The following is a 25,137-nucleotide window of genomic DNA, read 5'->3' as shown; positions in this document are numbered from 1 at the left end:
GTAATACATTAATTTACCATGTTATGAAACCATTACTCGTACTTTTAATCACTTTTGCGATCTCAATGCTTGTCTTGAAGGGGATAAAGAAGGAATATGATATGGCCTTGTCGGCCAGGATTGCGATGTCTGTGATGTTGGTATTTACGGCTATTGGGCATTTTGCCTTTACGAAAGGTATGTCCCTGATGATCCCCGCCTTTATTCCGTATAAAGAAGGCCTTGTATATCTAACCGGACTATTTGAAATTCTATTGGCTGTCGGCTTGCTCATTCCTCGTCTTCAAGGGCCCTCGGGATGGGCACTTATCCTGTTTCTTTTACTGATGCTACCGGCCAATATTTACGCTTCTTACCATCATGTAAATTACCAAACGGGGACCTTCGATGGACCTGGTCTCGCATACTTATGGTTTAGAATACCCATGCAGGTACTATGGATCATCTGGACCTATTTGAGTACGCTCCGTAATTGAGCAATCGCCAAGTCTGTTCTGCCTCATAGCGCCTATAACAGTCGATATTATGGAAAAAGGAATTAGCCCAATAATTACCTTACGACCCGCCACAATAGATGATCTTAAGTTGCTGCTGTATTGGGATACCCAACAGCATGTGATTGACTGTGACCCTAGTGAAGACTGGAATTGGGAGTTTGAACTCGGTAGGGCGCCAGTATGGCGTGAGCAACTGGTGTCGGAACTGCAGGGGGAACCCATAGGTTTTATTCAAATCATCGATCCTTATTACGAAGAAACCCATTATTGGGGAATGGTGGAGCCCAATAAGAGGGCCATCGATATCTGGATAGGAGAGGAGAAAAACCTAAACAAAGGCTATGGTAGCTTCATGATGAAATTGGCCATTCTGAGATGTTTTGCTAATCCCGAGGTAACAGGAATTTTGGTTGATCCTCTGAAAAGTAACCATAAGGCCCATCGGTTTTATGAGCGGCTTGGTTTTGAGTGGCGTCAAGAACGGGTGTTTGATCAATCCGTTTGTTATGTTTATGAATTAAGGAAAATGCAATTGGCCCTTATCCCACAGGCCTTAAATAAATTGGGCATATTGTACAGTACTAATTAGGACGCCTGTTCTTTCGTGGTTAGTGTACTATCTTCCATACCCCATCGGTCCAATCCCCTTAAGATGGTTTCTAGCGATCGTCCTCGGTCGCTTAGTTTGTACTCCACTTGTGGAGGAACCACTGGGAATACTTTTCTGGTGATCAGTCCATCTTTTTCCAGTTCTCTGACGGTTTGGGTAAACATCTTATTGGATATGCCGGGGATTTTCTTCTGCAACACTCCCGAGCGGATGGAGCCCTCTAGTAGGTGGAATAAAACCAAGGGTTTCCATTTGGTGCCAATTAGATTCATGGTGTAGTCTAAGGGGCAGTTTACAGGTTTAGTCAAAATAAATTTAGTTAAGAGACCGTATCACGAATGATGGTGTGTGCGCATTTTTACGACCGGTAGTGAGCCATCAGCTATCCACTAGATGATCGGGTCTAGAAAAAAATGGATCGCCCCAATCCGTTTTTTGAGAACAATTTGTACACTTGTGATAAGTCTAATCTGTTGATAATGTTAATTATACTCTTTTTGGGTACTATATTACTTTTTAGTAAGTTGTTGCTATTGGGGTAAATATAGCCGAATTTTGTAGGCAAAAATAGAACCTATGAAAAGAAATAAAAATTATCCACGATCATTTTCGCATATTGGACTTACCGTTCCGAATATTCAGCAAGCCGTAGACTTCTATTCGGAAGTGATGGGCTGGTATGTGATTATGGAGCCCTCCAAAGTGAAAAAGGAGAAAGAAACGGCCATTGGTCAAATGTGTATAGACGTTTTTGGGGAGGATTGGGAAGAATTCGAAATTGCCCATTTAGCCACTTCAGATGGCATTGGCGTAGAGCTATTCTCTTTCCCTCATGGGATAAAGGACGCCCCTGCGTTCAGTCCCTTCAATACGGGTCTGTTTCACTTTTGCGTTCAGGATCCAGATATTGAAGAGCTGATAAGTAAAATAGTGGCCAAAGGGGGCAAGCAACGCATGCCGATTAGGGAATATTATCCGGAAGACAAGCCCTTTAAGATGTGCTACGTAGAAGACCCCTTTGGCATCGTATTTGAAATTTATACGCATAGTTATGAACTCACCTATTCTTCTGGTGCTTATCAAAACTAAGTGGATGTACGGCTAGGCTTCAAATGTTTCTCGATGTACCGCCTGCCCGTTTACGTCGTAATGCGTAAAGGCGATTTCAGTCTTTTTGTCGGGGCGTGTTTTTACCGTTATCCCTAAAAAGCCTCCTTTCAGTCGCAAAAAGCGGTGTTCGGGACGGACGTCGTCGGCATCCCAGCCCTGAACATGAAAGTCGCTAACGGGGCCTGAGCCAAACTCCATAATTTTGGTATCGGCATCCTGGGAGACGTACTGCCAGTGGCGATCGCCATTTACAACGTACATATTGTTTTGTTTGGCGATAAGGTTTCGTAGCCATTTGCCTTCCGTTTCAAAGGCTTTATTGGCATGGTTGTCGGTCTTTTGGGGGCGGTCGGGGCCAACTACCGGAGTAGCCGAGAAGAGCAGCTTAAAGGTGGCATCGGAGGCACTTACGGTTTCTTCCAGCCATTGTTTTTGCTTGGCTCCTAATATGGTCTTCTGGGGGCCATCCTCCGATTTGTTTTTACTACGGAATTCACGCCCCTCTAAGAGCCATATCTGTAGGTTTTTTCCCCAACGTATGGTGCGATAGGGCTCGGCATGGAGGGGGGCATTTTCGCTCCATATTTTAAGGCCGTCCGTATAGGTCAGCTCGCCAAATTTGGGTTTGCTGGGGTCTACGTCGTCACGAAGCAGGTCGTGGTCGTCCTTGAGCATATAGATGGGCGTTTGTGCAAACAAATCCTGTAGGGAAGGCCATCCGTTCATAGCATGCCATTTGTGGCGGGCCTTTTCGGTGTTAGTGGCCATGGGCCCCGGCTTGTCGTAATAGATATAGTCGCCGGTATGGATAAAGAAATCGGGTTTTAATTGGCGCATGGCGTCGTAGGAGCGGAACCCACGAGTCTGGTCGTCGAATGACCAAAAGTACTGGCAGGTAGACGTTACCAGACTGACATCCTCGGTAGCCATGGGGGCTGGAGCGGTCGTAAATTGTCCTTGACTACGAGAAACAGGGCCATTTTCCTGGCTCTTAGCCTCCCAAAGCACGTCATACCGGGTATTCGGTTTCAGATTGGCCACTTCTATTTGGATAGTATGGTCTTTGTCGGCATCGGTTTTTATCCACTCCGAAGTATAGCGAAAGGATTTGTGCCGAAGCTTAACCCTTGCCATACCACTTTTACCCGCTACGGCCCCATCCATATCAGGGACGTTTCCATTTTCATCGAAATCGATGGGATGTCTGAATACCTCTTCACGGCGTTCGTGTTTTACGGGTTTGGGAGTACGGTCGGCACATAGCCTTGTCCAGAAAATGGCCGAATCGGTAGTCACTTCCGCTATCTTGATACCATTGCTAAAATACAGGTCAGGCTCTCCCTTCAGGGTAGGGAGTGACGTAAATAGATTCTCGTCAAATGTAAGTGAAGAGAGTGCTACGGCGGCACCCGCTTTTTTTAGGAATATGCGTCGGTTATTCGAGGACATCTTATAGGGTTTTGCGAGCCAAAAGGTTTGAGTGTGGTAACAAAAAACGATCCGTTCTTGCTGTAGAATGAAAGTGCGGGTATTCGACTTTCTACTCAATTAGACGGCTGGCCTCCACGCTACGAGGGGCAGACCCTCGACTATTTAATGATTGCTGAGGTATAGGAGGTCTTTTTTAAAGGCCTTATTCAATAAATACTTCGCCATATATTTAAAAGCGCAGCACTTCAAAATTCGTCAAGGATGGGTTAAATGCCGTGAATACAGCGGGGTATCCGGGGGCAATTTGGCCGATGTGCTCACTAAGTCCCATGGCCATAGCCGGCCGTGAGGTGGCCATTTCTAAGGCCTCTATGGGTGGAATGCCCAGGAAGGTTACCGCGTTATGAATAGCCTCGCCCAAGGTAATGGCACCTCCCGCCAAATTCCCCTCTTGGTTCACGTACTGACCGTCGACCAGCTGCGCATCGAAGTCTCCCCATTGGAAGGACGTTACCTTTTGGTGAAGGAACAAGGCATCGGAAATAAGGATTAGCTTTTTCTTCTTGAGTTGATAGGCTACACGTGCCGCGGCATAGTCGCAATGAACCCCGTCGACGATGATGGGTGCGTATACTTCGGGGTGGTCGAAGGTGGCCCCTACCAATCCTGGAGCCCGGTGGTGGAATGCCGACATGGCGTTGTATAGATGAGTAACCAGCCGTATGCCCTGCCCGAATGCTGCTTGTGCCTGTTGATAGGTAGCATCGGAGTGGCCAGCCGAAATAACAATACCAGCCTCTTGAAGCATGGTGATTTGCTCCACCGAAAATTGTTCGGGGGCTATGGTCATCATTTTTAATACCCCTTCCCCTGCATGGATAATCTCCTTTAGCTCCGAGTTTTTAGGCTTTCGTACAAATTGTGCCAAATGAGCGCCTCGCTTTTTAGGGTTTATAAAGGGCCCTTCCAGGTGCATGCCCAACACACCGGTCGTAGGGTTTTTGCTTTGGTAATTCCTAACGGCCTGCAGTCCTTGGAGGATGTTGCCAGTATCGGATGTAATAAGCGTGGGTAAGGTGTAGGCAGTCCCCGAGGAGGCGCTGGCAGCGTCTATGTCCGCCAGGGTATGTTCGTCGGGTTTTTGTGTAAAATGAAAGTGCTCCCCGCCGTTGATATGGATGTCGAATAGGCCGGGAGCGAGATGGCTGTAGGACGGCATCCCTTCGGTAGGTTCGCCGGGAGCCATCGTTAGGATCCGCCCCTCCCGAATGGTGAGCACCTGATGGGTGAGATGCGTAGTTCCCGAATATACATTTGCTGCGAATACTTGTTGGATGCCAGTCATTTATGGACTCAATATTAGAGATATTTCTTAATTACTGATTTTAGCTGGTCGGCTTGAACCACGCCTGATTGCCTCCATACTGGCTTGCCATGTTTGAAAATAATGAGGGTGGGTACTCCTTGAATTTTATAGGCTTGAGCGGCAGAAGGGTTCTTGTCTACATCTACCTTGATAATAGAGGCCGAATCGCCTAGGTCCGATTTTACATTTTCTAGAATTGGCTTCATGGTCTTACAGGGGCCGCACCATTCCGCAAAAAAATCGACCACGACGGGTTTATTACTGTTGATGAGTTCTTTGAAAGTAGCCATAATATAAGTTATTTATTTTTTTATAAATAACCATTTAGCCGTGCAAAAGGTTTAATGACTGCTAATAGTTCGAGATGTAGTCGTTTTTTTTCTAAAATAGTTGCCTATCCGCATTTCAACCAGGTGATAGGTTAGATGGGAGTAGGCGATTGTAAGGGCAATAGAGCCTACCAAAGAGGCAAAAATCATGGGCTCAGTGGGTGATAGTTTGAAAAAGCGGAATAGAACTACATTCATTAGAATCAAAACGATGGCATGGTTCAAATAAATGGAGTAAGAGATTTTTCCCAGATATTGCATGGGACCACTACTCAAGAGCCGTGTAAGGGGACCAGTAGAGCTTGAAAATACGATGATACCCATGGAGAATATAAAGGGAAACATCAGTTTTCCTAGATGGAGCTCCCAATGATGGGTCGCATACATGGCCGCCACCATGAGGATGATAAAGGGGAATTCGGCGGTACTGAGACGGAGGCGTACTTTGGAGAGTAGCAAATGCGTAAAAACGCCTACACAAAAGCAGAGGATGCCACGGATGAAGCCATAGTCATAAGCCAAGATATAATCCCCCTTCCAGACTATGAACCCTATGCAAGCCATGGAAATAAGCGTAAGGACAACATAGCGGTTTCGAAGGGCCAATAGGATGACCAGGCCATACACGACGTAGGCGATCATCTCGGCGGAGATGGACCAGGATGGGTAGTTGAGGCCTATCCAGTCGCCAAAAATGGGGGTAGAGCCCATAAAGGTTAGCGTATCCGTGACGGTCCGCACGTAATACATAGGATCCATGCTGAAGTTTTTCAGCGGGCTATGATCCCCTATAATATTAAAGAGCAGAAAGACGAGTTCAGTAAATACCAGGAGTGGGTAAAGGCGTATGATCCGTTTTTTTAGGAAACTAAAAAAATCGGACGGGCTTTTAATCCGATCGTTGTAGTTCATCGCAATCACAAATCCGCTGAGAACGAAAAAAAAGTCTACAAAAAGATCCGAATTGATAACGAAAAAGTTGTTGTAGAAAATGGATTCCTTAAAAGCATTATGATGATGGGCCACCACCAGAACAGAAAATATCCCTCGCAGACCATCCAATTGTTCTACTCTTCCTTTCATTTAAACGAATGATGCGATTTATATCGGTTGTTAGTTTTATTTAGTATGGGTTAGGTCCATCCTATCGGGCGGCTTCCAAGGACGGTGCACTACTACTGCTCGCTATACCAGTAGCGGGATAATGAACGCCCAGGAAGCGTATCATGACTGCATAAGGGAACCAGAAGGTAACGTCGTAGGGCCTGCCGCCAGTGGCTAATAAAATAGACATGGAAATAAAGAAATAGGCCAAAAAGGTATTCAAGGGGTGCGTATTACGCTTGACCTCCCTAAAGGCAAAAATGAAAAGGAATAGGTTGAAACCGGCAAAGAAAACAAAGCCAAATACCCCATGATTCACAAACGACTCTAGGATGGGTACATCGAGGTATTTGTATTTATAACCCATACCCAGGAATACGTTCCAGGAAAAGAAGGTTTCGACGAAGGTCCCAAAACCGCTGACTCGCCCCATCGCGGAATAGTCAACATCGGCCGTTTCCGATAGTCGCAAACCGGTAGAGGTAAAGATTACATCCAGGATCCTATTTTCGAACACATCCCAATAACCCATTATCAGGTAGTATACATCGGCGTATCGGTTGAGGAAATAATTGATGATCAACAGGATGATCATTAAGATGACCATATTGCTAAATTTGAACAATCCAATAATGGACGTCACAATGTTCTTGGCCTTGAACTTAAAGATAAAATAAGACCCTATCATGAGTCCTATACCCAAATAGCTCGACTTGGCTAAGGAGAGTATCACCACACCCAGGCTGAAAAGACTGGCGAAAAATAGGAAGATTTTTGTGAATATCCCCTTGGTCTCCACCAACATGACCCATGCCGATACGAGGCAAATGACGCCATTTCGGGCCGTAATATGCGGATTTCCTCCGGGTTGTGCCCCTTCGTTAGAGAAATTGACCGCAGCCCGCATGCCTGGCGACCAATTGGGGTCGGTAAGTAAAGAATACACCAAGGTAACATTACAGAACAACGAAACTAGGAATATCATGACCAGCAAGGTATCCCGGATATCATTGGGGATATGCATCAACAGAAATAGGAAAGCACCCGTAAACACGAAGTTTCCCATATCGGCAACAGCCTTGCCAGAGGTGTTGATAAACATAAAATAATAGAAGGCTATGACCAAGAATCCCAATCCTAGGTTGAATAGGATGGGATTTGGCTTATAATAGCGTTTAAATAAATGTGGCGGGGTCATTAGCAGTAGTGCTAGCAACATAAAAGCCGCCGTAAATACACTGCTTGCAGGACCTATCTTCAGGGTGTCCCTAATAAAGAAAATAAGGGGAAACCCATTGAACATCATCATAATGCCCAAGGAGTATCTGAGATAGGTAAAGTTTTGCCAAATATTTAATAAACTCCAGTTCATCTGGTGGTTCTGTATAGTATGTATTTGAAATCGAAGTTGGTCGCAAAATAAAGGATCTTGCGCATTCTACACCAAAGGTAGCTTAATTTGGTGGGTGCCAAAGAACTCGCTGCAAGATAAGTTTTTTGAATTTGTTCATGTTCGCTTACCCCCACTGTGGCTATGGTTGAGGACTTGGCGTCGGCATGCACCCTAAGGGCCCCCGCCAACCCTTCGACTTTCCTAACGGTCGACTTTCCGTCGATCGTATATCGGGTAATAAATTCATAGTCGAAGGCGAAACGAAACTGTGCGTCGAAAGGACCATGGCGGTCGACCAACGACTTTTTGAAAAACAAGGATTGGTTGTGTATCTGCATGCCTTCCAAAAGTTGGCATTGCAGGCTATAAGAGGTTGTTTTAAGCAATTCGGTGACTTCATCGTCGGTGGTGATCATAAATAAGTCACCATAGAGTATATCGTCGGGGCGTTGTTGGGCCGCTTGGCCGAAGCGCCGGAGTGTGCCTGGAAAATAGACGTCGTCTGAGTTTTGAAAGGCAATATACTCCCCTGTAGCACGAGCCAGCCCCTTGTTGATCGCGTCGACCTGCCCTTTGTCCTTTTCTGACACCCAGTAAGTTAGGTGTTTTTCGTACTTACGGATTACCTCTACACTATGATCGGTGGAGCCCCCGTCAATAATCATATATTCGAGGTTGGGGTAGCCTTGGTTGATAATACTCAGTATGGTCCGCTCCAAGAAATCGCCCTGATTATAGGAGGGCGTAATAATGGTAAGCTTGGGCCAGCCAGCGGCCGTCTCGACCACCGGTGGTAGCGTTGTCGGGGATATTAATTCCCTTAATGCTCGAGTATGTGTTTGGAGAAATGTCATATTTGGTCCATTCCTAACCCTTATCATGGGTTAGTAATTATCTATGAATGTGGTGATCAATTTTATTTTTTTAGCCGTTCTGTTGCGCAGGAGCCTATTCGGACTTATCTGGGCCACTTTCCCATAACCAGCATTGCCCCCCAAACCATATTCGGTCTTGAGCCCATCCAGCTGGAGTTGGTAGGCATTGAGTAAGGTGGCAAATTGAGGCCGATTTCTTACCGAATTGCTATAGTCCGACCATATGGGGTCGAAGAAGGTGATTCCGGCAAAGTCTGTCGACCATACGGGCATATTGTTTAAGTATGGTTTGCTATTTTGTAGCGTAATATCTTGAAATGCCAATTTATTGAGTCCGTAATGCCAGCTGTCAGCAGCTAATTTTCCCCAATTAGGGAGGTGTATCGGGGCGTAATTGAGCCATAACTGGTCCATACACATGCCCTGGCATAGGTCAAAATAGGCTCGGTCTTGAGTCCGTTGAGCCCACCAGCCAAGGAAATCCTTGCCTTGATCACTCGCGCTTAATATCCAGGACCCGGCATGAAACATCCCCGTATTCAGGATCTGATGGTCCTTAAGTAACGCACTTTTAGGTATGGGTCGGTTGGCTTGGGGGGTAAAAAGTGCCTGTTCTTCACGTTGTAAACTATGCTGCAAGTCGGTCCAAAGTACCACTGTGGGAGCCAAAAATATCAGCCTGTCTGATGAAGTTAGCTGCCCGATCAGTTGCTGAGCAAACCAGGGGCGCGTCGCTGCCAGGAGCTCATAGGTATAGTACTGGGTCTTCATAGCCTCCCATTGTGGAATGCCTAGCTTAGTAACCTCCAATAGTTCTACATCCTTGGGTAGCTGATTCGGGATCACGTCGTCGACCCAGCCCAGCACAAATCTATCGGTGGGTTGGTGCTTACGAACCGAGTCGCCAAGCGCCAAGGCATGAGGTAATGATTTTCGGTTACAGACAGTATATATAATATTCATTTTTTTGAAACTATTTAATGGCTGCGGGCTAATTTCTGCAGGGTTTGCGATAGCTCTAGGCCTGTGCGAATGCCCGTGATCGCAAATGGAAGGTTTTTTTTACTTAATCCCTTTTCCATCCCTGCGAATTGCCCCTGCTGGAGGGCAAAAAAGTTCTCGACGATGGTGGTGGGTCTTCTCAATTGGGGTAAGGTTCTATTCGGAACAAGTTCGAAGAAAACGGCTTCGGCATTGTCAATTGCTTCTGCGTGACGGTATTGATAGGCTTCATTTTTGAATTTCTTTAGAACCGAACGAATACGTTCTAAATGGCACAAGTAAAATCCACCCATCCCAAAGGCGGTTCCCAAGGATACTTTTTCCCCGGGTGAAGGACCCATAATCCTTTTAAACTGCCCCCTAAGGCCCGGTTGTATGGTGCATTGCTGCCAATCGGGTTGTGCCATGAGTAAGTCGTGGCCCTGTTTGCACCAATAATGTAGCTCATCTCGAAGCAGCCAAGTATTGAGAGGGTGTATCAGTAAAAACTCGCTCCAGCTGAATCGTTCATAAAAATCGGCTAGCAGTAGTAATTTAGAAAACGCTTTTCGAGAACTAAAATACTTGGCAGGAAAAGTGATGAACTGAGTTTTTAAGTCATTAATAGGCATATCCTTGACGAGGCCATTTCCTTCGGCTCCAATAAAAATGATCGGGTAGCTTTTCAACAGGCCTAAAGATTGGTCCAGTATAGCGTTTTCGGTGGGCGACAGGGCGGTATTGAAAACAGGGATAATAACGGTGACGAGCTCTCTCATTAGGTTGTTTGAAGCCGATTGATCACAGATTCAAAGGGTTTTTTGAGCCATTTGCGTACCCGTAAATAACGCTTGACAACCACTGGCTTAATATAGGCACAGGGAAAGTTTCGGTAATAGGCATTGCCTAAGTTAAGTAAACTTTCTCGGTATATTTTAAACAGATGGGTTAGGTCGGGACGACGTGACAACTCAAAGCGATCCTGATATTTGGAGAGCACTTCGGGCTTGGCAGGGTCATACCCACTATAATGAAAAAATATAAGGGGGTGTTGGTCATTGACTATAAACCCATTATTACCTTCGGAGAAGGTGCGTTCATGCAAGTTCCAATAGGCGGCATTGTAGCCAGGGCTGCGTTCTATATGTACCCCATCGACAAAAATGGGCAAAAAATCCATCCAATGTTGATCGGTAAATAGGCCATTACAAAGATCGATATAGCATTCGTATCTCAGTTTCTCTTCCCACCAATGGAGGTAGTCGATATTGGCTTGGTTACGCCCGAAGGCTACAAAGCCCAAGTTGTAGATTCCTGTATTGAGGTGGTGTAATTCGTTGGGAGTGAGCCGATCCTCTATAGCGCTATTGATATGGGGCGTCAGCACGGCCCCGTGGCGGTCTACGTTATGGAGTAACTCGGTAAGCGGCTGGTATACGATGATGTCTGGGTCGAAGTATATCGCCCTGGTAGCTTCCGGGTAATTTCTGAAAAAATAGGTGAAGTAGAATGGCTTGACGGCCGTGTTGAGCTCCGTAATATTATAGCGATTGGCCATTTCGTCAAAATCCTCAATTTCGATCTTGTCGATCTCAATCATAGGGTATTCGGGCAAATACGCTTCCTGAAAGGCTACCCCTTCGAGGCGGTCGACTAATCCTATGAAAAAACGAACCTCAGGATTCGTTTTTTTTAATGAGTCGCCGAGGGTGCGGGCCTGGGCTAGGTAATTTATCGAGCAAATAGTAAAGGCAATTGTCATTGATTCTGCTTTTCCGAAACCTGCAAAGGTATAAACTTTTGTATAATGGCTTCGATGTTACCGATGCTTTTAAGCGTATTATGTCTTGCGAGTACCTTTTGGCGGGCTGTTTGCCCAAGGCTTTCACGCAGTGCGGGGTCCAGCACCAGTTTGATCGCCGCTTCAGCCGCGGCATCTATATCCAAAAACGGAACGACAAAGCCGGCGTCCGCTTCTATAAGTTCGGGAGCTCCTCCAGCATCCTTAAAGCAGATTACCGGAATCTCCTGCAAGGCGGCTTCCAATACCACCAAAGGGTAGGGGTCTTCGCGAGAGGATAAGAGCAGTACGTCGAAGCGGTTAATATAGTCCAGTACCTGAGGAGTTGGCGGGATCAGTATGATACGATCCGACAGGCCCATGAGGCGGATATCGCTCTGTATCAATTCGTATATTTCGTGTTGTGGGCCAGCACCTACCCACACAAAAAATACAGGAAGTGGGCTGGTAGTTTGTATGACCTTTCTGGCGATCCAGTTAAATATATCATTGCCCTTCCGCCATTCGGCATTGCCACAGCCACCAATGACGATGGCTTCCTCCGGAATTTTGTAATTTTTTTCGAGCACACCATGTTGCACCCTTTCCAGCTTTTGGTCGATCAGGGCATGGTCGATCAGGGTGAAAATACTGACGTTCCGCAAGGGGAAATCGTATTTTTTGACATAAAAATTGGCAACCGCTTGGGCTACCGCAATCAAATGGTCGGTCTTCCTTAAAAGGAAGTTTAGGTGCTTTTCGTAGGTGTATATTTTGACAGACATGGCCAATTCGTGGACAAAAAGTACCACGGGGAGGTCATGGAAAAACTGTAGGAAATCGTGGTAAATCGTAGCATTGGCTACCGAATTGATAAATAGAAGTCCAATATTCTGACTTTTAAGCTCGGCAATAATACGATCGTTGGCCTTTTGAACGGTATATTCTTCATATAGCTTATAAAGGCTTACTTTCTTTAATAGCTTATCCGTCAGGGGTAGGGTAGTCCCGTCCGGATTTTGATGGTAAAACCTGGTGATGCTAATGACTTCCTCAAAATCTTTTTCCAACTCGCCTCCATCGCAAAGCAACAGATGCATGGGTACACCTCTTTCCTTCAACAGTCTGATGAGTTGAAGTAAGAGTAATTGGCTGCCTGCCCTATTGGCATCATGGCAAACGAATAATATTTTTTTCTGCGTCATTCCCCTACCGCTTTTATTTTCGTGCTGTTATAGCCATTTCGACCGATCATGATTCGCCAATTTTTTTAATAAGCATCGTAACTTTTCTTTCCTGGAACCTTTTTAGCTGGATTTCCAATATAAATTCCCCATTCTTCGGTTTCCTTCGTGATGGCCGAGGCCATGCCTACCAAGGTACCTTTCGAAATTTTTGTATAATCCCTGATCGTACTATTCACGCCGAAAAAGCTATAAGATTCTACGAGACAATGCCCGGAAAGGACCACATGAGAAGTAAAAAAAACATGGTCCTGTATGCTGCCATGATGACCAATATGATTTCCACTCCACATCACCACGTTGTTTCCCACGGTGGTGAATGGCTGAATGGTGTTGTCTTCTAGGATAAAACAGTTTTCGCCTATCAAGCTTCTATCAAAAATAGTGGCTTTCGAGCTGATATAAGAAATAAAGGAGTAGCCTTTTTCCTTGGCTTGGTGATAGATACTCTCCCGGTTGCGGTTCATGTTCCGTCCCGTCATCGGGGCAAAAAACTTATATTCTGTAGGGTCAAAGTGTTTCTCAACCTCTTCGAAGGGTACTACAGGAAGGCCTTTGAAGCTGTCGGATTCTAAATACTCTTTGTTAATAGTGAATGCCACCACCTCATGTTCTGAATCGTGCTGTAGGTAGTAGTGTGCTAGTTCGGCCGTATCCAGTACTCCGAAGATGATAACTTTTGACATATATTATACTAATTCGTATTGGTCTAAGAATTTGTTTACGTCCTTTGGACTATTAAACATAAGGATATCTATGATTGAAAGCCAAGGAATGTGCTCATTTTTTAGTTGCTGGTAGGAGATTGGTAGGCTTTTGATAAAAGAAAGGGCTATTTTCTCCTGTTCAAATCTATTTTTATCGTACAATTCCTGACCGCCAATGGCATTGATATAGGCGTTGGCACCGGTTTGATGGCAAATGTCTAAAATACGCTCCGGGCCTTTGAGGTGGGTGTTGTTGTATATACGCGAAGAGGGGATAATTTCGGTGTCTATGTCCATATAGGTACATAGCCGTATCAATGCCTGAACGGTAAGTTCGGCAATATTGGTATAGGGAGTCTGAATTATTTCCTGAAGCATAGGAAATACTACACCGAAATTAGGCGCCTTTAGATAGGATTGCTGGATGGTTTTCAATAATTTCTTTCTCCAAGCCTGGTCCTTAGAAATTTCGATTTCCAGAATAAGTTTATTCTGGCTGGCATCCTTTAAGGGAATAGTAAATTGATAGGCTTGTCCTCCCACTAGGATTCTGTTGCGATTGATCCAGCCTTTGTTGATGAAATTGACGTCGTCATAAATCACAAATTGGTCTACTGCCTTGATCAATTGAAAATAGCCTATATAGGGAAATATATATGGCTGCATAATACCTAGGGTCATAATGCCTGCGCGTTTTTTTGATGTGGGCTAATGGCCCTAAAAGGGCCAGGTTAGCGTTATTTTAATTTCCGGAGGTAATGATCCTCCCCTTTTACGATTAGGTTCACCATGGTGGTGTCGGTTCCAAGCCGGATGTCTGTGGGCAATGCTTTTATTTTGGTCGTGTCGTTAATTACACTACGGTCATAAAAGAGGTACTCAGCCTCTTCGGGTATAGGTTGTAAGCCTTGCTCAAAGGGGTTGATGGTGATGAGTTTTCGGGTAAGGTTTTTACCGTATAATGGGTATTCAAAGTCGTCGTTGATGGTAGCGAGAGCTACAACGGCGTCCTGTGGTACCAAGGAGTCGAATTTTTGATAGGCTTTGGTGACGTCGGGACGGGCGAAGGTCTGATATGCGATGCGGTCCATGGTCAAGGCTGATTCATGACCGTAAGCCGAAATAGGCAAACATCGAACGTTGAGATAGACCGACATGACGGCCGAAACACAGGCGAGTACGACCACCATTCCAATATATGCTTTCCATAGCTGACGCCGTGGTTTGATGATCGACAGGCGATGATTACTAAACAGCAGCAATAGAAATAGTACGCCAAAAAGGCCTGTCTCTATAAAATAGCGCCCTTTAAAAGGATCGTAAGCCGCAGAATAGGAAATGGCAGCAAAATGTAGGAAAAAGGCTGCCGCTAAGAACCAATGTACCCTTGAGTTAAGAACCCTGAAAAACACCAGTACGATAAGTGGGAGAATGAGGGCGAACCCAAAAATTCCCCAATAGGGATTGGCATTATAAAAGTCGAACCGACGTTGGAAGGAGAAGGGGATGATGGTAAATGAGGTTTCCTCATCTAAGCCCATCTGTAGCTTATCTTCTAAAAACACGATCGGCTTGCGGATGACGGTATTGAGATCGTACCCCCACTGGGCATTACGGATGCCATCCAAATTAAAAAAGTCGTATCCATAGCGTACCACATTCCGACTCCCTTGTTCGGCCCAATTCCGGATGGTTCCCGCCCGTTCTACCGACTGATGCTTTAAGGCGGTAGGGGGCCCAATAGGGTGGCCAAATACTTGGATGTTTTTGATGTATCCCGTGGGTAAGGTATAGACCATCAAGGCCAAACCAATAGAGATCGATAATTTGAGGAACCTTTGGAAAAATACGGCAAAAGAGGGGGCCAAAAATACGGTATAGAGCATTATAACGAATACCGAGGGCATTAACAGAACAAAGGTAACCTTATGCCCTAGTACTAGCCCAAATACCATACCCGAGAGATACAGGTACTTATTTTCTTTGGTAGCATAAAAACTGAAAAGGAAATACAAAAGGCAACTTAGATAGGCTGCCAGCACGCTGTCGGTTTCGGTGGTGACGGCTTGCATCAGAAAGTCTAGGAAAAATCCATAAGCCAAGGCACAAAACAAACTGGCCGACAGGTTCCTGCCTATCCTTTGGGCGATTCCAAAAACTGATGCAAGGGTAATATAATAGGCAATATGGTGGATAAACTTGAAGGCATTCTCAATCTTCCCGCTGATCAGGTAGGTATAAATCTGAATGGCGGTAACACTTTTGGGATAGGTATCCATATTCCAGTTGGTACCCCCAAAATGAGCCATGGTTCCCCGTTGAATATAGCGCACCGCCCTATTCAAATGCCCCGTCATACTATCCCATTCGTTGGGGACGGTAAAGAGTACCAGTATCAGATTGGTAATCGCTACCACAATAAAGGTAGAGATCATCACCAGGAAAAGGAATTTCAGATAAGTCGAAAGTTCTAGGTACCATACCTTGAAGGTACGGACCCGATTGCTCAATATGGCAGCCAGGGGGATGGCCCGACGCCCCGGACTAAGGCGCGTCCATAGCAGGTAGTGAATGCCCAATAGGGCAAAATTTACCAAAATCCACGAAAGGGTGCTCGCTGTAAGGTCTAGGGCCGATAGCAGGAATCCGGTAGGGACTACCGTACCGGTGAATAGGGTAAAGCATATGATGAGCCATTCGGACAAGGAGGGGCTGGCGATGCGCTTTGCAACGCCCCCAATCCCTATTATAAAGACCAAAAAGGCTATCCAGTAAAAAATAACCATAAGATTAGGCCGACAAATAATCGTTTATAATATTACAGATTCTTTTAACATCTTCTTGAGGAAGTCCCACATACAAGGGTAGGCACATTACCCTTAAGGATATATCTTCGGAAATGGGACAGTCGAAGCGCTGCGGCATAAAGGAAAGGGTGTTCAAAGAGGGGTAGAAATACCTTCTTGGAATTATTTCCTGTGCTGCCAGGGCTTTCATTACGCCCTTAAGCTTTTCTTCGGATGGTAGTACTACCGGATAATAGGCATAGTTGTACTCCACATCGTCCATCAACTGGGGCCTGCTCATATGCTCCCAGTCAAGGCCCTCGTGGTACCAATCGAAGATTTGGGCGCGAGCCTCTATTATACTCCGTACCTGAGGTAGATTACATAGCCCCATGGCCGCATGGAATTCTGAATTTTTACCGTTGATTCCGGCATACAGATATACTTCGTCGCCCTGATGACCGAAGGCTCTGAGCAGATGTAGCTTTTTATCGAGCTCAGGATGGTTCGAAATGAGGGCTCCGCCCTCAATGGTATGAAAGACTTTGGTAGCATGGAAGCTACAGGTGCTGATATCCCCAAAAGAAAGAAGGGAACGGCCCTTATACGAAACACCAAAGGCATGTGCTGCATCATAGATGACCCTCAGCTGGTGCTTTTGAGCAATCTGCTCTATAGCTTCCACATCACAAGGGTTCCCATATACATGAGTGGCCAATATGGCGGTAGTCTTGTCGGTAATGCTAGCTTCTATTTTGGCGGGGTCTATATTAAAAGTATTGGCATCAATATCGACGAATACGGGCAGGCAATTTTCCCATAGTATCGCGTTAGAAGTAGCACAGTAAGAGAATGGCGTCGTAATGATCTCACCTTCTAGCTCCAAAGCCTTTATGGCGATCTGTAATACAATGGTCCCGTTCGAACAAAAATATAGATGATCCACCCCCAGGTAGGACTTTAATTGCGATTCCAGTTCCTGAAGCAAAGGTCCGTTATTGGTAAGATACCCTCTCTCCCAAATTCCCCGTACATACTCCAAATATTGTTCTTGATCGGGCAAGAAAGTTTTAGTGACGTTAATCATTCACTAGGTGTTCAGATTGTTGTATTGAAAAATTTAATTGGGGACGAATATAGCCTGGCCACTTACCGTACCAGGTAACATTCTCTCGGTAATCTTCAATATCGAAAATTAAGGCTTCCTCCATATTGTAAAGAACCGTGCTGGTGTCTTTCACGATCATCATGGATACCACATAGGATCCATCGTTAAGGAAGTTGCCTGGTAGCTGGCATACCCCTTTCACCAATCCTTTTCCAAAGGCCTGTGATGGTGTCCCAACGTTGAAAATACATTCACCAGTAAAGGTGTACAAATGCATGCTCAAGTTTAGATTGGCACCCTCTACCATGTTCCAGAACTCAAATTCGAAATCTACAGGCGTACGGACGTCAATATGGGAAAGGTTATCTTGGAAGTCGGGGGTTAACTTGAAGGACTTGATGCGTACTTCGTCGTTACCGGGAGCATCATGAATATGGTCCCAATGTTTCTCCAACGATTTGTGCGATACTTTGCTCAAATAGTTGGTAACAATATGGGTAGTGTCGCCTTGGTCGATCAGGCGGCCCTTTTCAAAATAGAATGACTTATTGCACAAGGCCTGAATAGCCGTCAAATTATGGCTCACGAACAAAAGCGTACGTCCACTTTCGGAAACGTCTCTCATTTTGCCCAGGCATTTCTTCTGGAATTCGGTGTCGCCAACGGCCAATACCTCATCCACGATGAGTATTTCGGGGTTCAAATGTGCTGCAATAGCGAAGCCTAACCGCACATACATCCCCGAAGAGTAGCGCTTCACAGGAGTATCTAAGAATTTCTCGACACCAGCAAAATCGACAATAGCATCGAAAGATTGTTTGATCTCACTCTTGGCCATCCCCAGAATAGCACCATTTAAGAATATATTCTCCCTTCCGGTTAGTTCGGGGTGGAAGCCAGTACCTACTTCCAATAGACTGGCAATACGACCTTGAATACGGATTTCGCCGGTGCTGGGTTCGGTAATCCTACTCAATATTTTGAGTAAAGTCGATTTTCCCGCCCCATTATGGCCAACTATCCCTATTCGGTCGCCTTGATCTATCTTAAAGCTGACATCTTTTAAGGCCCAAAATTCCTCCTTACTAGAGTCGTTTTGAGTTTTTGACTTGAATATATTATCAAATTTATCTGATACGATATCCTTTAAGCTAGACGAACCATTCTTACGTTGGTGGTCTATGATATATTTTTTACTGATATTTTCAGCTACAATTACAGACATAAGCAAAAATAGTCATTTAGATATGATCAACGAAACTATTTTCCTTTTTACGGAAATAAATCAGGGAAAGGCCCAGAACCACGGTGGATATAATAGCGGTAGAAATCAGACTTGCTGGGTTGAAGTAAGCTTTATCACCGAGAAGACACCAGCGGAACCCATCGATGATCCCTACCAGTGGGTTGAGGTTGTAGTATTTTTCGAACCAGGTACCTTGAGCCAAGGTGCTGCTATACGCTACCGGACAAGCATACATTCCTACTTGAACCATAAACGGAATCAGCTGGCCAATATCCCTAAAGCGTACATTGAGTACGGCAAAAAATAGCCCAAAACCTAAGGAAGTGGTAAAGGTAAGGAGCACAAAAAATGGAAGGTATATTAAATTGATACTCAAAGGGTGCTGGAATACGGCTGTCAGGAAGAGGAAGATTCCAAAGGCAATCAGAAAATCGACGAACCCCACCGCTATGGAGCTCAAAGGCATCAATAGACGCGGGAAGTAGACTTTAGAAACCAGATTAGAGTTAATCAGAATGCTATTGCTGATCTGGGTGAAGGTATTGGCAAAAAAGGTCCAGATGGTCAGCCCACTCAATACCATGAGTGGATAGGGGATGCCCGGATCACTTTTGATCTTGGCTAAGTAGCTGAATACGAAAACCATGACGGTCATCGTCATTAAAGGTCGAAGTACGCTCCATGCCACTCCCAACAGCGTTTGCTTGTAGCGAACCGATATATCCCTTTTCGATAAAATGAGTAGTAATTGGCGGTTCAGCCATAGATCCTTCCAGTAGTCCTTTTCAGATCCTCCTGCCTTGATGGTAATGTTATGTAGCATGTTAATAGGTTATGATTGTTCTTTTTGTGGAACTGTAGAAAAAACAGTTTTGAAGTAAATGAAAATGAGGGAAAGGAGGAAGCCCGCCAAGGCCCCGATTTTAGCTCTTTTCGAATCTTCGTATTTCATATCTAGAGGTACCTTTATGTCCTCAATCTTGGTGAATAAAGGGGATTCCCGCACGAGGGAAACATTCATTTTTTCTACACTTCCTAGCGCTTCATAGTAAAGCTGTTGTAAGAATGCCGACTTACGTTCGGTACTAGAAGTTTGAAGCTTGGGTGCTGCAAAGATCAACTGTTGGCTATTGTCCATTTGCTTGGCGAGCTTATGCTCGGTGATGCCCAACACAGTGGCCAGTGAATCGGCACGCCTTTTTAAGAGGTCTCTGGTTTTCCTTGTTTTCTGAGTTTGGTTTTCGGTATACATTTCTTCTACCGTATCCAGTAAGTTGGTGACCCACAGGCCAGCCAGTAATTCATCTTCCATGCTAGTGGCCAAGGCAATAAAGGACGACTTCCTGTCCAGCGTTCCAATTTCAGTGCTGTTGGCGGCTTTGGTAACGATTTCGTTGAGCACTACATGGTCGTCAAGGGTCATTTTGGCGGGGTCCGACTCTTTGAACTGAAAGTTCTCCATATCGGGCCTGTCTTTCCATTCTTTATCCTTTATGCCACTTTTTAATATAAAATAGTTGGCTAGGAGCATTTTCTTCCCGTCTACCTCTACCTCTTTCATTAGGTTACGTTCAAGAACGGGCCTTGATTTTACGAAATAGAAGAAGTTCTCCCCAGTAAAAATATTGGCATCGGGAGCAGAACCTAGCCCCAACAAGCCTGCTACGTCGCCCAAGCCGTTATTCTGGCCACCTGCTCCTAAGTTAAACACGACCACAGCCTCATATTGAGTGGGGTTTTTCAGCACCTTGTCGAGCACAAATCCGATGCCAAGTCCGATTAATGGAAACAATATTAAGAATTTCCAGTTTCTAATGATGGCATCCTTAACCAGGACTAGTTTTTCAATAACGTCCTTTGGCGTAAGTTGGTCGTCGGGTATAGATGGTGTATTTTGTGACATGGTCGTTATTGGATCGTACGGAATGCTAAAATGGTTACTACTAAGGTCATCACAGACGATAATATGCCAGTTGTTGTCTGTATGGCTTGTTGCGGAGTTAGGCTAGGTGCTGCACGCTGCGGAATAAACAGTTCAGAACCCGGCTCTACCTTCGGATATACATTGAAGAACAAGAATCGTCTGGTCCTGTCAATATTGCCATTAGGGTATTTTATATAGGAACTCTTTCTTAATGAGGATACGGTAAATCCTCCCGATTGAGAAATATAATCGGTAAAGTTAAGACCTTTTCCGTACTTAACGGTGGTCGGGTACAATACCGCTCCATTTACTTGCACCGTTTCCAGGCGCTTAGGCACCCTAATAATATCCCCTTCTTGTACGACTAAGTCTTCAAAAGATCCCGGATTCTTCAGGATACTCTTTAGCTTAATACCAATCGATTCCTCTTTAACATTGGGCTGATCACCTATGATACGGCCTTCTTTGATGCTCTGCTCGCTGGCTTCTTCGGCCAGGTAGTCGGTAGCCTCCTGTAAGCTAGTAACAACCGTACGGCGGAGTAGGGTGGCCCCTTCGGGGTAGGCCAGTTCCGTAAGTCCTCCGGCTCTATTGATGATGTCGCTAATTTTATCATTTTTGTTAATAATGCTGAAAGGACCCGTAACCAATACTTCCCCTTCCAGAAATACCGACTGTTGTTCTACATAATTTGGTGACTTGCGGACGATGATCTGATCGAATGGGAAAAGAACGAAGTTGCTTTCGTTGCTATTGAGAGTAAGGTCGCGGTCTACATTAAATTTATACACTTCGGCTATCTGGGCATTGGCTGCTCCAGCGGGGCTGTTCCTCTTTCTCCTTACCACTTCCACTTCCGACGCATAGGCCGATTCCTTTAGCCCACCTGCCAATAGCAGGGCGTCTTCTAAGGTCATATTGCTGGTATATGCAAATTGCCCTTCATTTTCAGTGATCTTAGGGTTGTTAACTTCGCCTTCAACCGTGATAACGGCCGACTGGGCCATCTCGAATTTTGAAGGAATCACGACCTGGTCTAGTCTGTTAAGGATCAGATCGGGAACGGTGCCATTTAAGATGTCGGCAAAGTTAAGCGATATGTTTTCGATGGTGAGGTCGGTACGCGTACGTAGTACATTCACCCTTCCTACAAAGGCGTCTTCACGAAGGCCCTGGGCATTTTCTACCAGTTGTTTTAGAGTTGCACTGTTTTCCAATGCGTAATTCCCTGGGCGCATGACAGCCCCCTCTATGGTCACAATATTTTCGAAGCGGTCCAATACCGTTTCTACGTGTACCAAGTCGCCAGTAAGCAATTCGAATTGACCATATTGGGCTTCGGGTACGTCCACTATCCGGCGTTCAGTAGAAGTGATGCGTTCAATCTTAAGTCGGCCCCGGTACGCCTTATCCGAAAACCCACCCGCGTAGTTGATCAGGTCCTGAAGCGTTTCCCCTGGTTTCATTTCGAAGAGCCCGGGTCTTTTTACCAAGCCGTCAATTTCTACTCTTTTGAGGTAATACCCTACGATAACGTTATCGTTATCCTGGAGCCTAACGTCTCCATCAATTTTACCATTCGACAGGAAATCATAAATATCTAAGTGGGTAATGACTTTCCCCGCTCTAACTACGCGTATGTCCCGGAAAGAGCCAATTTCATTGGGCCCTCCCGCCAGATACAAGGCATTGAAAGCGGAGGATAGGGAAGTCAATTCATAAGAGCCCGGGTTGATTACCTCACCCGATACATAAGCCTTGATGGTACGAACCTCTCCTAGAGTTACCATAAGCTTGGTTTGGGCCGTCTGTCCGCCATTTCCTATCAGTCCTGGAGTAAAGCGTGCGAGCTTGTCGATTAAGATCTTCCGAACCTCTTCGATGGTTCGGCCAGCCACATATACATTCCCTACTTTAGGAATGGTAACAAATCCATCCCGGTTAACGAGGAGCTCGAAGGTAGCCTCTGCATAGTTGTACAGATAGACGTTCAGCTGATCGCCAGATCCCACTATATAGTTGGTAGGTGTGCTGATCTGGAATTCAGGAATGGGGTTGAAGTTCTTATTGGCAAATATAGAATAGCCATATATTTTGTTACGGAGCACTTGCTTGGCCTCTTCGGCTGCCGACAGCGCATTGGTCGTTCCACGGTTTACCTTCCCTTGGTCGTCCACGTTTTGGCCTTGGTCGTTACCTTCCTGAGCGTTTTGACCATCCGTTGCATTCCCGTCGTTGCCTACTTGGGCGTTTGTTTTTCCTTGGGGATTGTTGGTCTGGTTGGTAGGCACTCCCTGCTGGCTGTTGCCTTGCGTGGTGCCTCGCGTATTGCCCGATTGAGTGGGTGCTTGCGTTTGCCCCCCAGTACTCGCTGGCCCGGTAGTGGGAGCAGTAACCTGTGAGAAAGCTGGAATGGTGAGTAAGAAGCAGAGAAGATACGAGAAAATGTGCTTGCGACGTGAAACTAACTTTATTCGGTTCATATATTGCGTTATTGTACCAGGATTTCTCATGAATTTGGTTAAACCATCATTGGACTTATTACTTTTGCAATCCGATGAGCGCTTTCGTGTGTATTTGGTTTTCATATTTTGGACAAAGTAAATTAGATTTTTCCTATTTTTAAAGAATTTCTATTTGTCGGTTTAAAAAGTACTTTGTGTTACAAAGTTACGATTCTAGTTTATTTATTTAATACCCCGACCTGAAAATAGTTTTATAGGTACTTTATTATACATCAGAATAAATATAAATATGGATAATTCGACTAACGTTCAGTACGATGAAGATAGTATAAGGTCTCTGGATTGGAAGGAACATATTCGTCTGCGGCCTGGGATGTATATTGGTAAGCTGGGCGACGGATCGTCGATCGACGATGGAATATATGTTTTGGTAAAGGAAATAGTTGATAACTCCATCGATGAACATATGATGGGGAATGGAAAGACTATAGAAATAAAAATTTCGGAACATCGCGTAGAGGTGAGGGACTATGGGCGGGGCATCCCCCTAGGAAAGGTAGTGGATTGTGTGTCTAAGATTAATACCGGAGGGAAGTATGACTCCGGAGCCTTCCAGAAGTCTGTGGGACTCAATGGGGTGGGTACCAAGGCGGTAAATGCCCTTTCTCATTATTTTAAAGTGAGCTCTTTTAGGGATGGGAAGGCCAAGATTGCCGAATTCCAACAAGGGGTGCTTACCCATGAGTCGGGAGAGGAGCCCACCAACCAGAGGAATGGTACACATATGGTTTTTGAGCCAGATGGGACTATTTTCAAAAACTTTAGGTATATCCCTCAGTTTTTGAATAACATGATTTGGAATTACTGTTATCTGAACGCCGGGTTAACGATTGTTTTTAATGGGCAGAAGTATATTTCTCAAAATGGGCTTTTAGATTTACTTCAAAGCAAGTCGGACCCTGAGGCCATTCGGTATCCCATTATTCACCTGAAAGGCGAGGATATAGAGTTTGCCATGACCCACGGAAACCAGTATGGTGAGGAATATTATTCTTTTGTTAACGGACAGTATACCACCCAAGGGGGCACCCATTTGAGTGCCTTTAGAGAGTCTATCGTAAAGGCAGTACGGGAGCATTTTGGGAAGGATTATGCCCCTGAGGATGTGCGTTCTTCTATTATAGCCGCCGTGGCGGTGCGTATTCAGGAGCCGGTATTTGAGTCGCAGACCAAAACTAAGCTAGGATCTAATACCGTCACGCCCGACCCAAACAGCCCTACCGTTCGTACTTTTGTCAACGATTTTGTAAAAGAACGGCTCGACAACTATTTACACATGCATACCGAGACTCGCGACGCCATTAAAAAGCGGATCGAACAGTCGGAAAGGGAAAGAAAAGAATTGGCAGGGATTAAGAAACTTGCTAATGAAAGGGCAAAAAAGGCCAATTTGCATAATAAGAAGTTGAGAGACTGTCGGATGCACCTGACCGACGCCAAAAATGAGCTAAGGTATGAGACCACCCTGTTTGTTACCGAAGGTGACTCGGCTAGTGGCTCTATTACGAAGTCTAGAAATATCCAGACTCAGGCCGTATTTAGTCTCAGGGGGAAGCCCCTCAACTGCTTTGGCCTGACCAAGAAAATTGTTTACGAAAATGAGGAGTTTAATCTACTTCAACATGCATTAGATATTGAAAATGGAGTGGAAAACCTTCGGTTCAATAGGATTGTAATCGCCACAGATGCCGACGTTGACGGCATGCATATACGATTATTATTGATGACATTTTTCCTTCAATTTTTTCCGGATCTGGTCAGGAATGGGCATTTGTACGTGCTGGAGACTCCCTTATTTAGGGTAAGAAATAAAAAGGAAACCATATATTGCTACTCGGAGGAAGAGAAACAGGCAGCGGTAGAGAAACTAGGTAATAAGCCAGAGATTACCCGTTTTAAGGGGTTAGGTGAGATTTCCCCAAGCGAATTTGGCCGTTTTATAGGGGAGGATATGCATCTGGAGCCTATCATTCTGCAAAAGGAAACCTCCATTCAAAAGTTGTTGGCCTATTATATGGGGAAAAATACGCCTGATCGTCAGAAATTCATCATAGAAAATCTGAAGACAGAAAAATCTATAGAAGAATTGGCCTTGGCCATGTAGGATTACCAAAAGTTGCT

General features: G+C 45.1%; 23 protein-coding genes. 4 read left to right on the top strand and 19 right to left on the bottom strand.

Annotated features, from left to right (window positions below; genetic code table 11):
* The first annotated feature begins 23 nt into the window (after nt 1-23).
* Entirely contained in the window at nt 24-476 is a 453-nt protein-coding gene (locus CLV98_RS04935; RefSeq protein ID WP_109673208.1) for a DoxX family protein, read from the top strand.
* 49 nt (nt 477-525) lie between these two features.
* Nucleotides 526-1,086, top strand: coding sequence for a GNAT family N-acetyltransferase (locus CLV98_RS04930; protein WP_229203218.1), 561 nt, complete (start codon nt 526-528; stop codon nt 1,084-1,086).
* Here CLV98_RS04930 and CLV98_RS04925 read toward each other — a convergent pair.
* Nucleotides 1,083-1,415 carry a winged helix-turn-helix transcriptional regulator gene (locus CLV98_RS04925; protein ID WP_229203217.1) on the bottom strand — a complete coding sequence of 111 codons (333 nt, stop codon included), beginning with the start codon at nt 1,413-1,415 and terminating at the stop codon, nt 1,083-1,085. The genes CLV98_RS04930 and CLV98_RS04925 overlap by 4 nt on opposite strands.
* Before the next feature lie 268 nt (nt 1,416-1,683).
* Between CLV98_RS04925 and CLV98_RS04920 the strand changes: the two genes are divergently transcribed.
* On the top strand, nt 1,684-2,196 hold the full coding sequence (locus tag CLV98_RS04920) for a VOC family protein (protein ID WP_109673206.1): 513 nt from the start codon (nt 1,684-1,686) through the stop codon (nt 2,194-2,196).
* Between the two features lie 12 nt (nt 2,197-2,208).
* Here the strand turns inward: CLV98_RS04920 and CLV98_RS04915 are convergent, their stop codons facing one another.
* The 18 genes from CLV98_RS04915 to CLV98_RS04830 all read right to left on the bottom strand — a co-directional run bounded on the left by CLV98_RS04915 (nt 2,209) and on the right by CLV98_RS04830 (nt 22,974).
* Complete coding sequence (locus CLV98_RS04915) at nt 2,209-3,666, bottom strand: alkaline phosphatase D family protein (RefSeq protein WP_109673205.1); 1,458 nt, start codon at nt 3,664-3,666, stop codon at nt 2,209-2,211.
* Between the two features lie 211 nt (nt 3,667-3,877).
* Nucleotides 3,878-4,993 (bottom strand): N-acetylglucosamine-6-phosphate deacetylase, encoded by a 1,116-nt coding sequence (gene nagA, locus CLV98_RS04910; RefSeq protein WP_109673204.1) that lies wholly within the window; start codon nt 4,991-4,993, stop codon nt 3,878-3,880.
* A gap of 14 nt (nt 4,994-5,007) precedes the next feature.
* A complete protein-coding gene (gene trxA, locus CLV98_RS04905) occupies nt 5,008-5,304 on the bottom strand; it encodes a thioredoxin (protein WP_109673203.1) in 297 nt (98 codons plus the stop codon).
* Nucleotides 5,305-5,355: 51 nt separating this feature from the next.
* On the bottom strand, nt 5,356-6,426 hold the full coding sequence (locus CLV98_RS04900; RefSeq protein WP_109673202.1) for an acyltransferase family protein: 1,071 nt from the start codon (nt 6,424-6,426) through the stop codon (nt 5,356-5,358).
* A 61-nt stretch (nt 6,427-6,487) separates the two neighbouring features.
* Entirely contained in the window at nt 6,488-7,819 is a 1,332-nt protein-coding gene (locus CLV98_RS04895; protein ID WP_109673201.1) for a hypothetical protein, read from the bottom strand.
* Nucleotides 7,816-8,694: a glycosyltransferase family 2 protein gene (locus tag CLV98_RS04890; RefSeq protein WP_109673200.1), complete on the bottom strand. Its 879-nt coding sequence runs from the start codon at nt 8,692-8,694 to the stop codon at nt 7,816-7,818. Before CLV98_RS04890 ends, CLV98_RS04895 begins: the two co-directional genes overlap by 4 nt.
* 30 nt (nt 8,695-8,724) lie before the next feature.
* Entirely contained in the window at nt 8,725-9,678 is a 954-nt protein-coding gene (locus CLV98_RS04885; RefSeq protein ID WP_109673199.1) for a hypothetical protein, read from the bottom strand.
* Between the two features lie 14 nt (nt 9,679-9,692).
* Complete coding sequence (locus CLV98_RS04880; RefSeq protein ID WP_109673198.1) at nt 9,693-10,475, bottom strand: DUF5672 family protein; 783 nt, start codon at nt 10,473-10,475, stop codon at nt 9,693-9,695.
* Nucleotides 10,475-11,458, bottom strand: coding sequence for a glycosyltransferase family protein (locus CLV98_RS04875; RefSeq protein WP_109673197.1), 984 nt, complete (start codon nt 11,456-11,458; stop codon nt 10,475-10,477). The genes CLV98_RS04880 and CLV98_RS04875 overlap by 1 nt, the downstream gene beginning before the upstream one ends.
* A complete protein-coding gene (locus tag CLV98_RS04870; protein ID WP_109673196.1) occupies nt 11,455-12,681 on the bottom strand; it encodes a glycosyltransferase family 4 protein in 1,227 nt (408 codons plus the stop codon). The genes CLV98_RS04875 and CLV98_RS04870 overlap by 4 nt, the downstream gene beginning before the upstream one ends.
* Before the next feature lie 65 nt (nt 12,682-12,746).
* Nucleotides 12,747-13,406, bottom strand: coding sequence for an acetyltransferase (locus tag CLV98_RS04865; RefSeq protein WP_109673195.1), 660 nt, complete (start codon nt 13,404-13,406; stop codon nt 12,747-12,749).
* Between the two features lie 3 nt (nt 13,407-13,409).
* On the bottom strand, nt 13,410-14,108 hold the full coding sequence (locus CLV98_RS04860) for a WbqC family protein (RefSeq protein WP_109673194.1): 699 nt from the start codon (nt 14,106-14,108) through the stop codon (nt 13,410-13,412).
* A 56-nt stretch (nt 14,109-14,164) separates the two neighbouring features.
* Nucleotides 14,165-16,213, bottom strand: a complete 2,049-nt coding sequence (locus tag CLV98_RS04855; RefSeq protein ID WP_109673193.1) for an ArnT family glycosyltransferase — start codon at nt 16,211-16,213, stop codon at nt 14,165-14,167.
* Between the two features lie 4 nt (nt 16,214-16,217).
* Nucleotides 16,218-17,300 carry a DegT/DnrJ/EryC1/StrS family aminotransferase gene (locus CLV98_RS04850; protein WP_109673192.1) on the bottom strand — a complete coding sequence of 361 codons (1,083 nt, stop codon included), beginning with the start codon at nt 17,298-17,300 and terminating at the stop codon, nt 16,218-16,220.
* Nucleotides 17,293-18,546: an ABC transporter ATP-binding protein gene (locus tag CLV98_RS04845; protein ID WP_109673191.1), complete on the bottom strand. Its 1,254-nt coding sequence runs from the start codon at nt 18,544-18,546 to the stop codon at nt 17,293-17,295. Before CLV98_RS04845 ends, CLV98_RS04850 begins: the two co-directional genes overlap by 8 nt.
* 16 nt (nt 18,547-18,562) lie before the next feature.
* On the bottom strand, nt 18,563-19,390 hold the full coding sequence (locus CLV98_RS04840; protein WP_374755172.1) for an ABC transporter permease: 828 nt from the start codon (nt 19,388-19,390) through the stop codon (nt 18,563-18,565).
* A 9-nt stretch (nt 19,391-19,399) separates the two neighbouring features.
* On the bottom strand, nt 19,400-20,470 hold the full coding sequence (locus CLV98_RS04835) for a hypothetical protein (protein WP_109673189.1): 1,071 nt from the start codon (nt 20,468-20,470) through the stop codon (nt 19,400-19,402).
* A 5-nt stretch (nt 20,471-20,475) separates the two neighbouring features.
* The gene (locus CLV98_RS04830; protein ID WP_109673188.1) at nt 20,476-22,974 is read right to left on the bottom strand and encodes an SLBB domain-containing protein; all 2,499 of its coding nucleotides are present in this window, start codon (nt 22,972-22,974) and stop codon (nt 20,476-20,478) included.
* 271 nt (nt 22,975-23,245) lie between these two features.
* On the opposite strand from CLV98_RS04830, the gene CLV98_RS04825 reads away from it, so the two are divergent.
* On the top strand, nt 23,246-25,120 hold the full coding sequence (locus tag CLV98_RS04825; RefSeq protein WP_109673187.1) for a DNA topoisomerase IV subunit B: 1,875 nt from the start codon (nt 23,246-23,248) through the stop codon (nt 25,118-25,120).
* The last annotated feature ends 17 nt before the right edge of the window (nt 25,121-25,137 follow it).

The sequence above is a fragment of the Dyadobacter jejuensis genome (assembly GCF_003149085.1).
Lineage (GTDB): Bacteria > Bacteroidota > Bacteroidia > Cytophagales > Spirosomataceae > Dyadobacter > Dyadobacter jejuensis.
This window is presented reverse-complemented; position numbering and strand designations above follow the sequence as displayed.

What these genes read in the sequence shown, in the direction of transcription:
- CLV98_RS04935 (WP_109673208.1), top strand. Translation starts at nt 24, where the DNA reads ATGAAACCATTACTCGTACTTTTAATCACTTTTGCGATCTCAATGCTT.
- CLV98_RS04930 (WP_229203218.1), top strand. Translation starts at nt 526, where the DNA reads ATGGAAAAAGGAATTAGCCCAATAATTACCTTACGACCCGCCACAATA.
- CLV98_RS04920 (WP_109673206.1), top strand. Translation starts at nt 1,684, where the DNA reads ATGAAAAGAAATAAAAATTATCCACGATCATTTTCGCATATTGGACTT.
- CLV98_RS04915 (WP_109673205.1), bottom strand. Translation starts at nt 3,666, where the DNA reads ATGTCCTCGAATAACCGACGCATATTCCTAAAAAAAGCGGGTGCCGCC.
- nagA (WP_109673204.1), bottom strand. Translation starts at nt 4,993, where the DNA reads ATGACTGGCATCCAACAAGTATTCGCAGCAAATGTATATTCGGGAACT.
- trxA (WP_109673203.1), bottom strand. Translation starts at nt 5,304, where the DNA reads ATGGCTACTTTCAAAGAACTCATCAACAGTAATAAACCCGTCGTGGTC.
- CLV98_RS04900 (WP_109673202.1), bottom strand. Translation starts at nt 6,426, where the DNA reads ATGAAAGGAAGAGTAGAACAATTGGATGGTCTGCGAGGGATATTTTCT.
- CLV98_RS04895 (WP_109673201.1), bottom strand. Translation starts at nt 7,819, where the DNA reads ATGAACTGGAGTTTATTAAATATTTGGCAAAACTTTACCTATCTCAGA.
- CLV98_RS04890 (WP_109673200.1), bottom strand. Translation starts at nt 8,694, where the DNA reads ATGACATTTCTCCAAACACATACTCGAGCATTAAGGGAATTAATATCC.
- CLV98_RS04885 (WP_109673199.1), bottom strand. Translation starts at nt 9,678, where the DNA reads ATGAATATTATATATACTGTCTGTAACCGAAAATCATTACCTCATGCC.
- CLV98_RS04880 (WP_109673198.1), bottom strand. Translation starts at nt 10,475, where the DNA reads ATGAGAGAGCTCGTCACCGTTATTATCCCTGTTTTCAATACCGCCCTG.
- CLV98_RS04875 (WP_109673197.1), bottom strand. Translation starts at nt 11,458, where the DNA reads ATGACAATTGCCTTTACTATTTGCTCGATAAATTACCTAGCCCAGGCC.
- CLV98_RS04870 (WP_109673196.1), bottom strand. Translation starts at nt 12,681, where the DNA reads ATGACGCAGAAAAAAATATTATTCGTTTGCCATGATGCCAATAGGGCA.
- CLV98_RS04865 (WP_109673195.1), bottom strand. Translation starts at nt 13,406, where the DNA reads ATGTCAAAAGTTATCATCTTCGGAGTACTGGATACGGCCGAACTAGCA.
- CLV98_RS04860 (WP_109673194.1), bottom strand. Translation starts at nt 14,108, where the DNA reads ATGACCCTAGGTATTATGCAGCCATATATATTTCCCTATATAGGCTAT.
- CLV98_RS04855 (WP_109673193.1), bottom strand. Translation starts at nt 16,213, where the DNA reads ATGGTTATTTTTTACTGGATAGCCTTTTTGGTCTTTATAATAGGGATT.
- CLV98_RS04850 (WP_109673192.1), bottom strand. Translation starts at nt 17,300, where the DNA reads ATGATTAACGTCACTAAAACTTTCTTGCCCGATCAAGAACAATATTTG.
- CLV98_RS04845 (WP_109673191.1), bottom strand. Translation starts at nt 18,546, where the DNA reads ATGTCTGTAATTGTAGCTGAAAATATCAGTAAAAAATATATCATAGAC.
- CLV98_RS04840 (WP_374755172.1), bottom strand. Translation starts at nt 19,390, where the DNA reads ATGCTACATAACATTACCATCAAGGCAGGAGGATCTGAAAAGGACTAC.
- CLV98_RS04835 (WP_109673189.1), bottom strand. Translation starts at nt 20,470, where the DNA reads ATGTCACAAAATACACCATCTATACCCGACGACCAACTTACGCCAAAG.
- CLV98_RS04830 (WP_109673188.1), bottom strand. Translation starts at nt 22,974, where the DNA reads ATGAACCGAATAAAGTTAGTTTCACGTCGCAAGCACATTTTCTCGTAT.
- CLV98_RS04825 (WP_109673187.1), top strand. Translation starts at nt 23,246, where the DNA reads ATGGATAATTCGACTAACGTTCAGTACGATGAAGATAGTATAAGGTCT.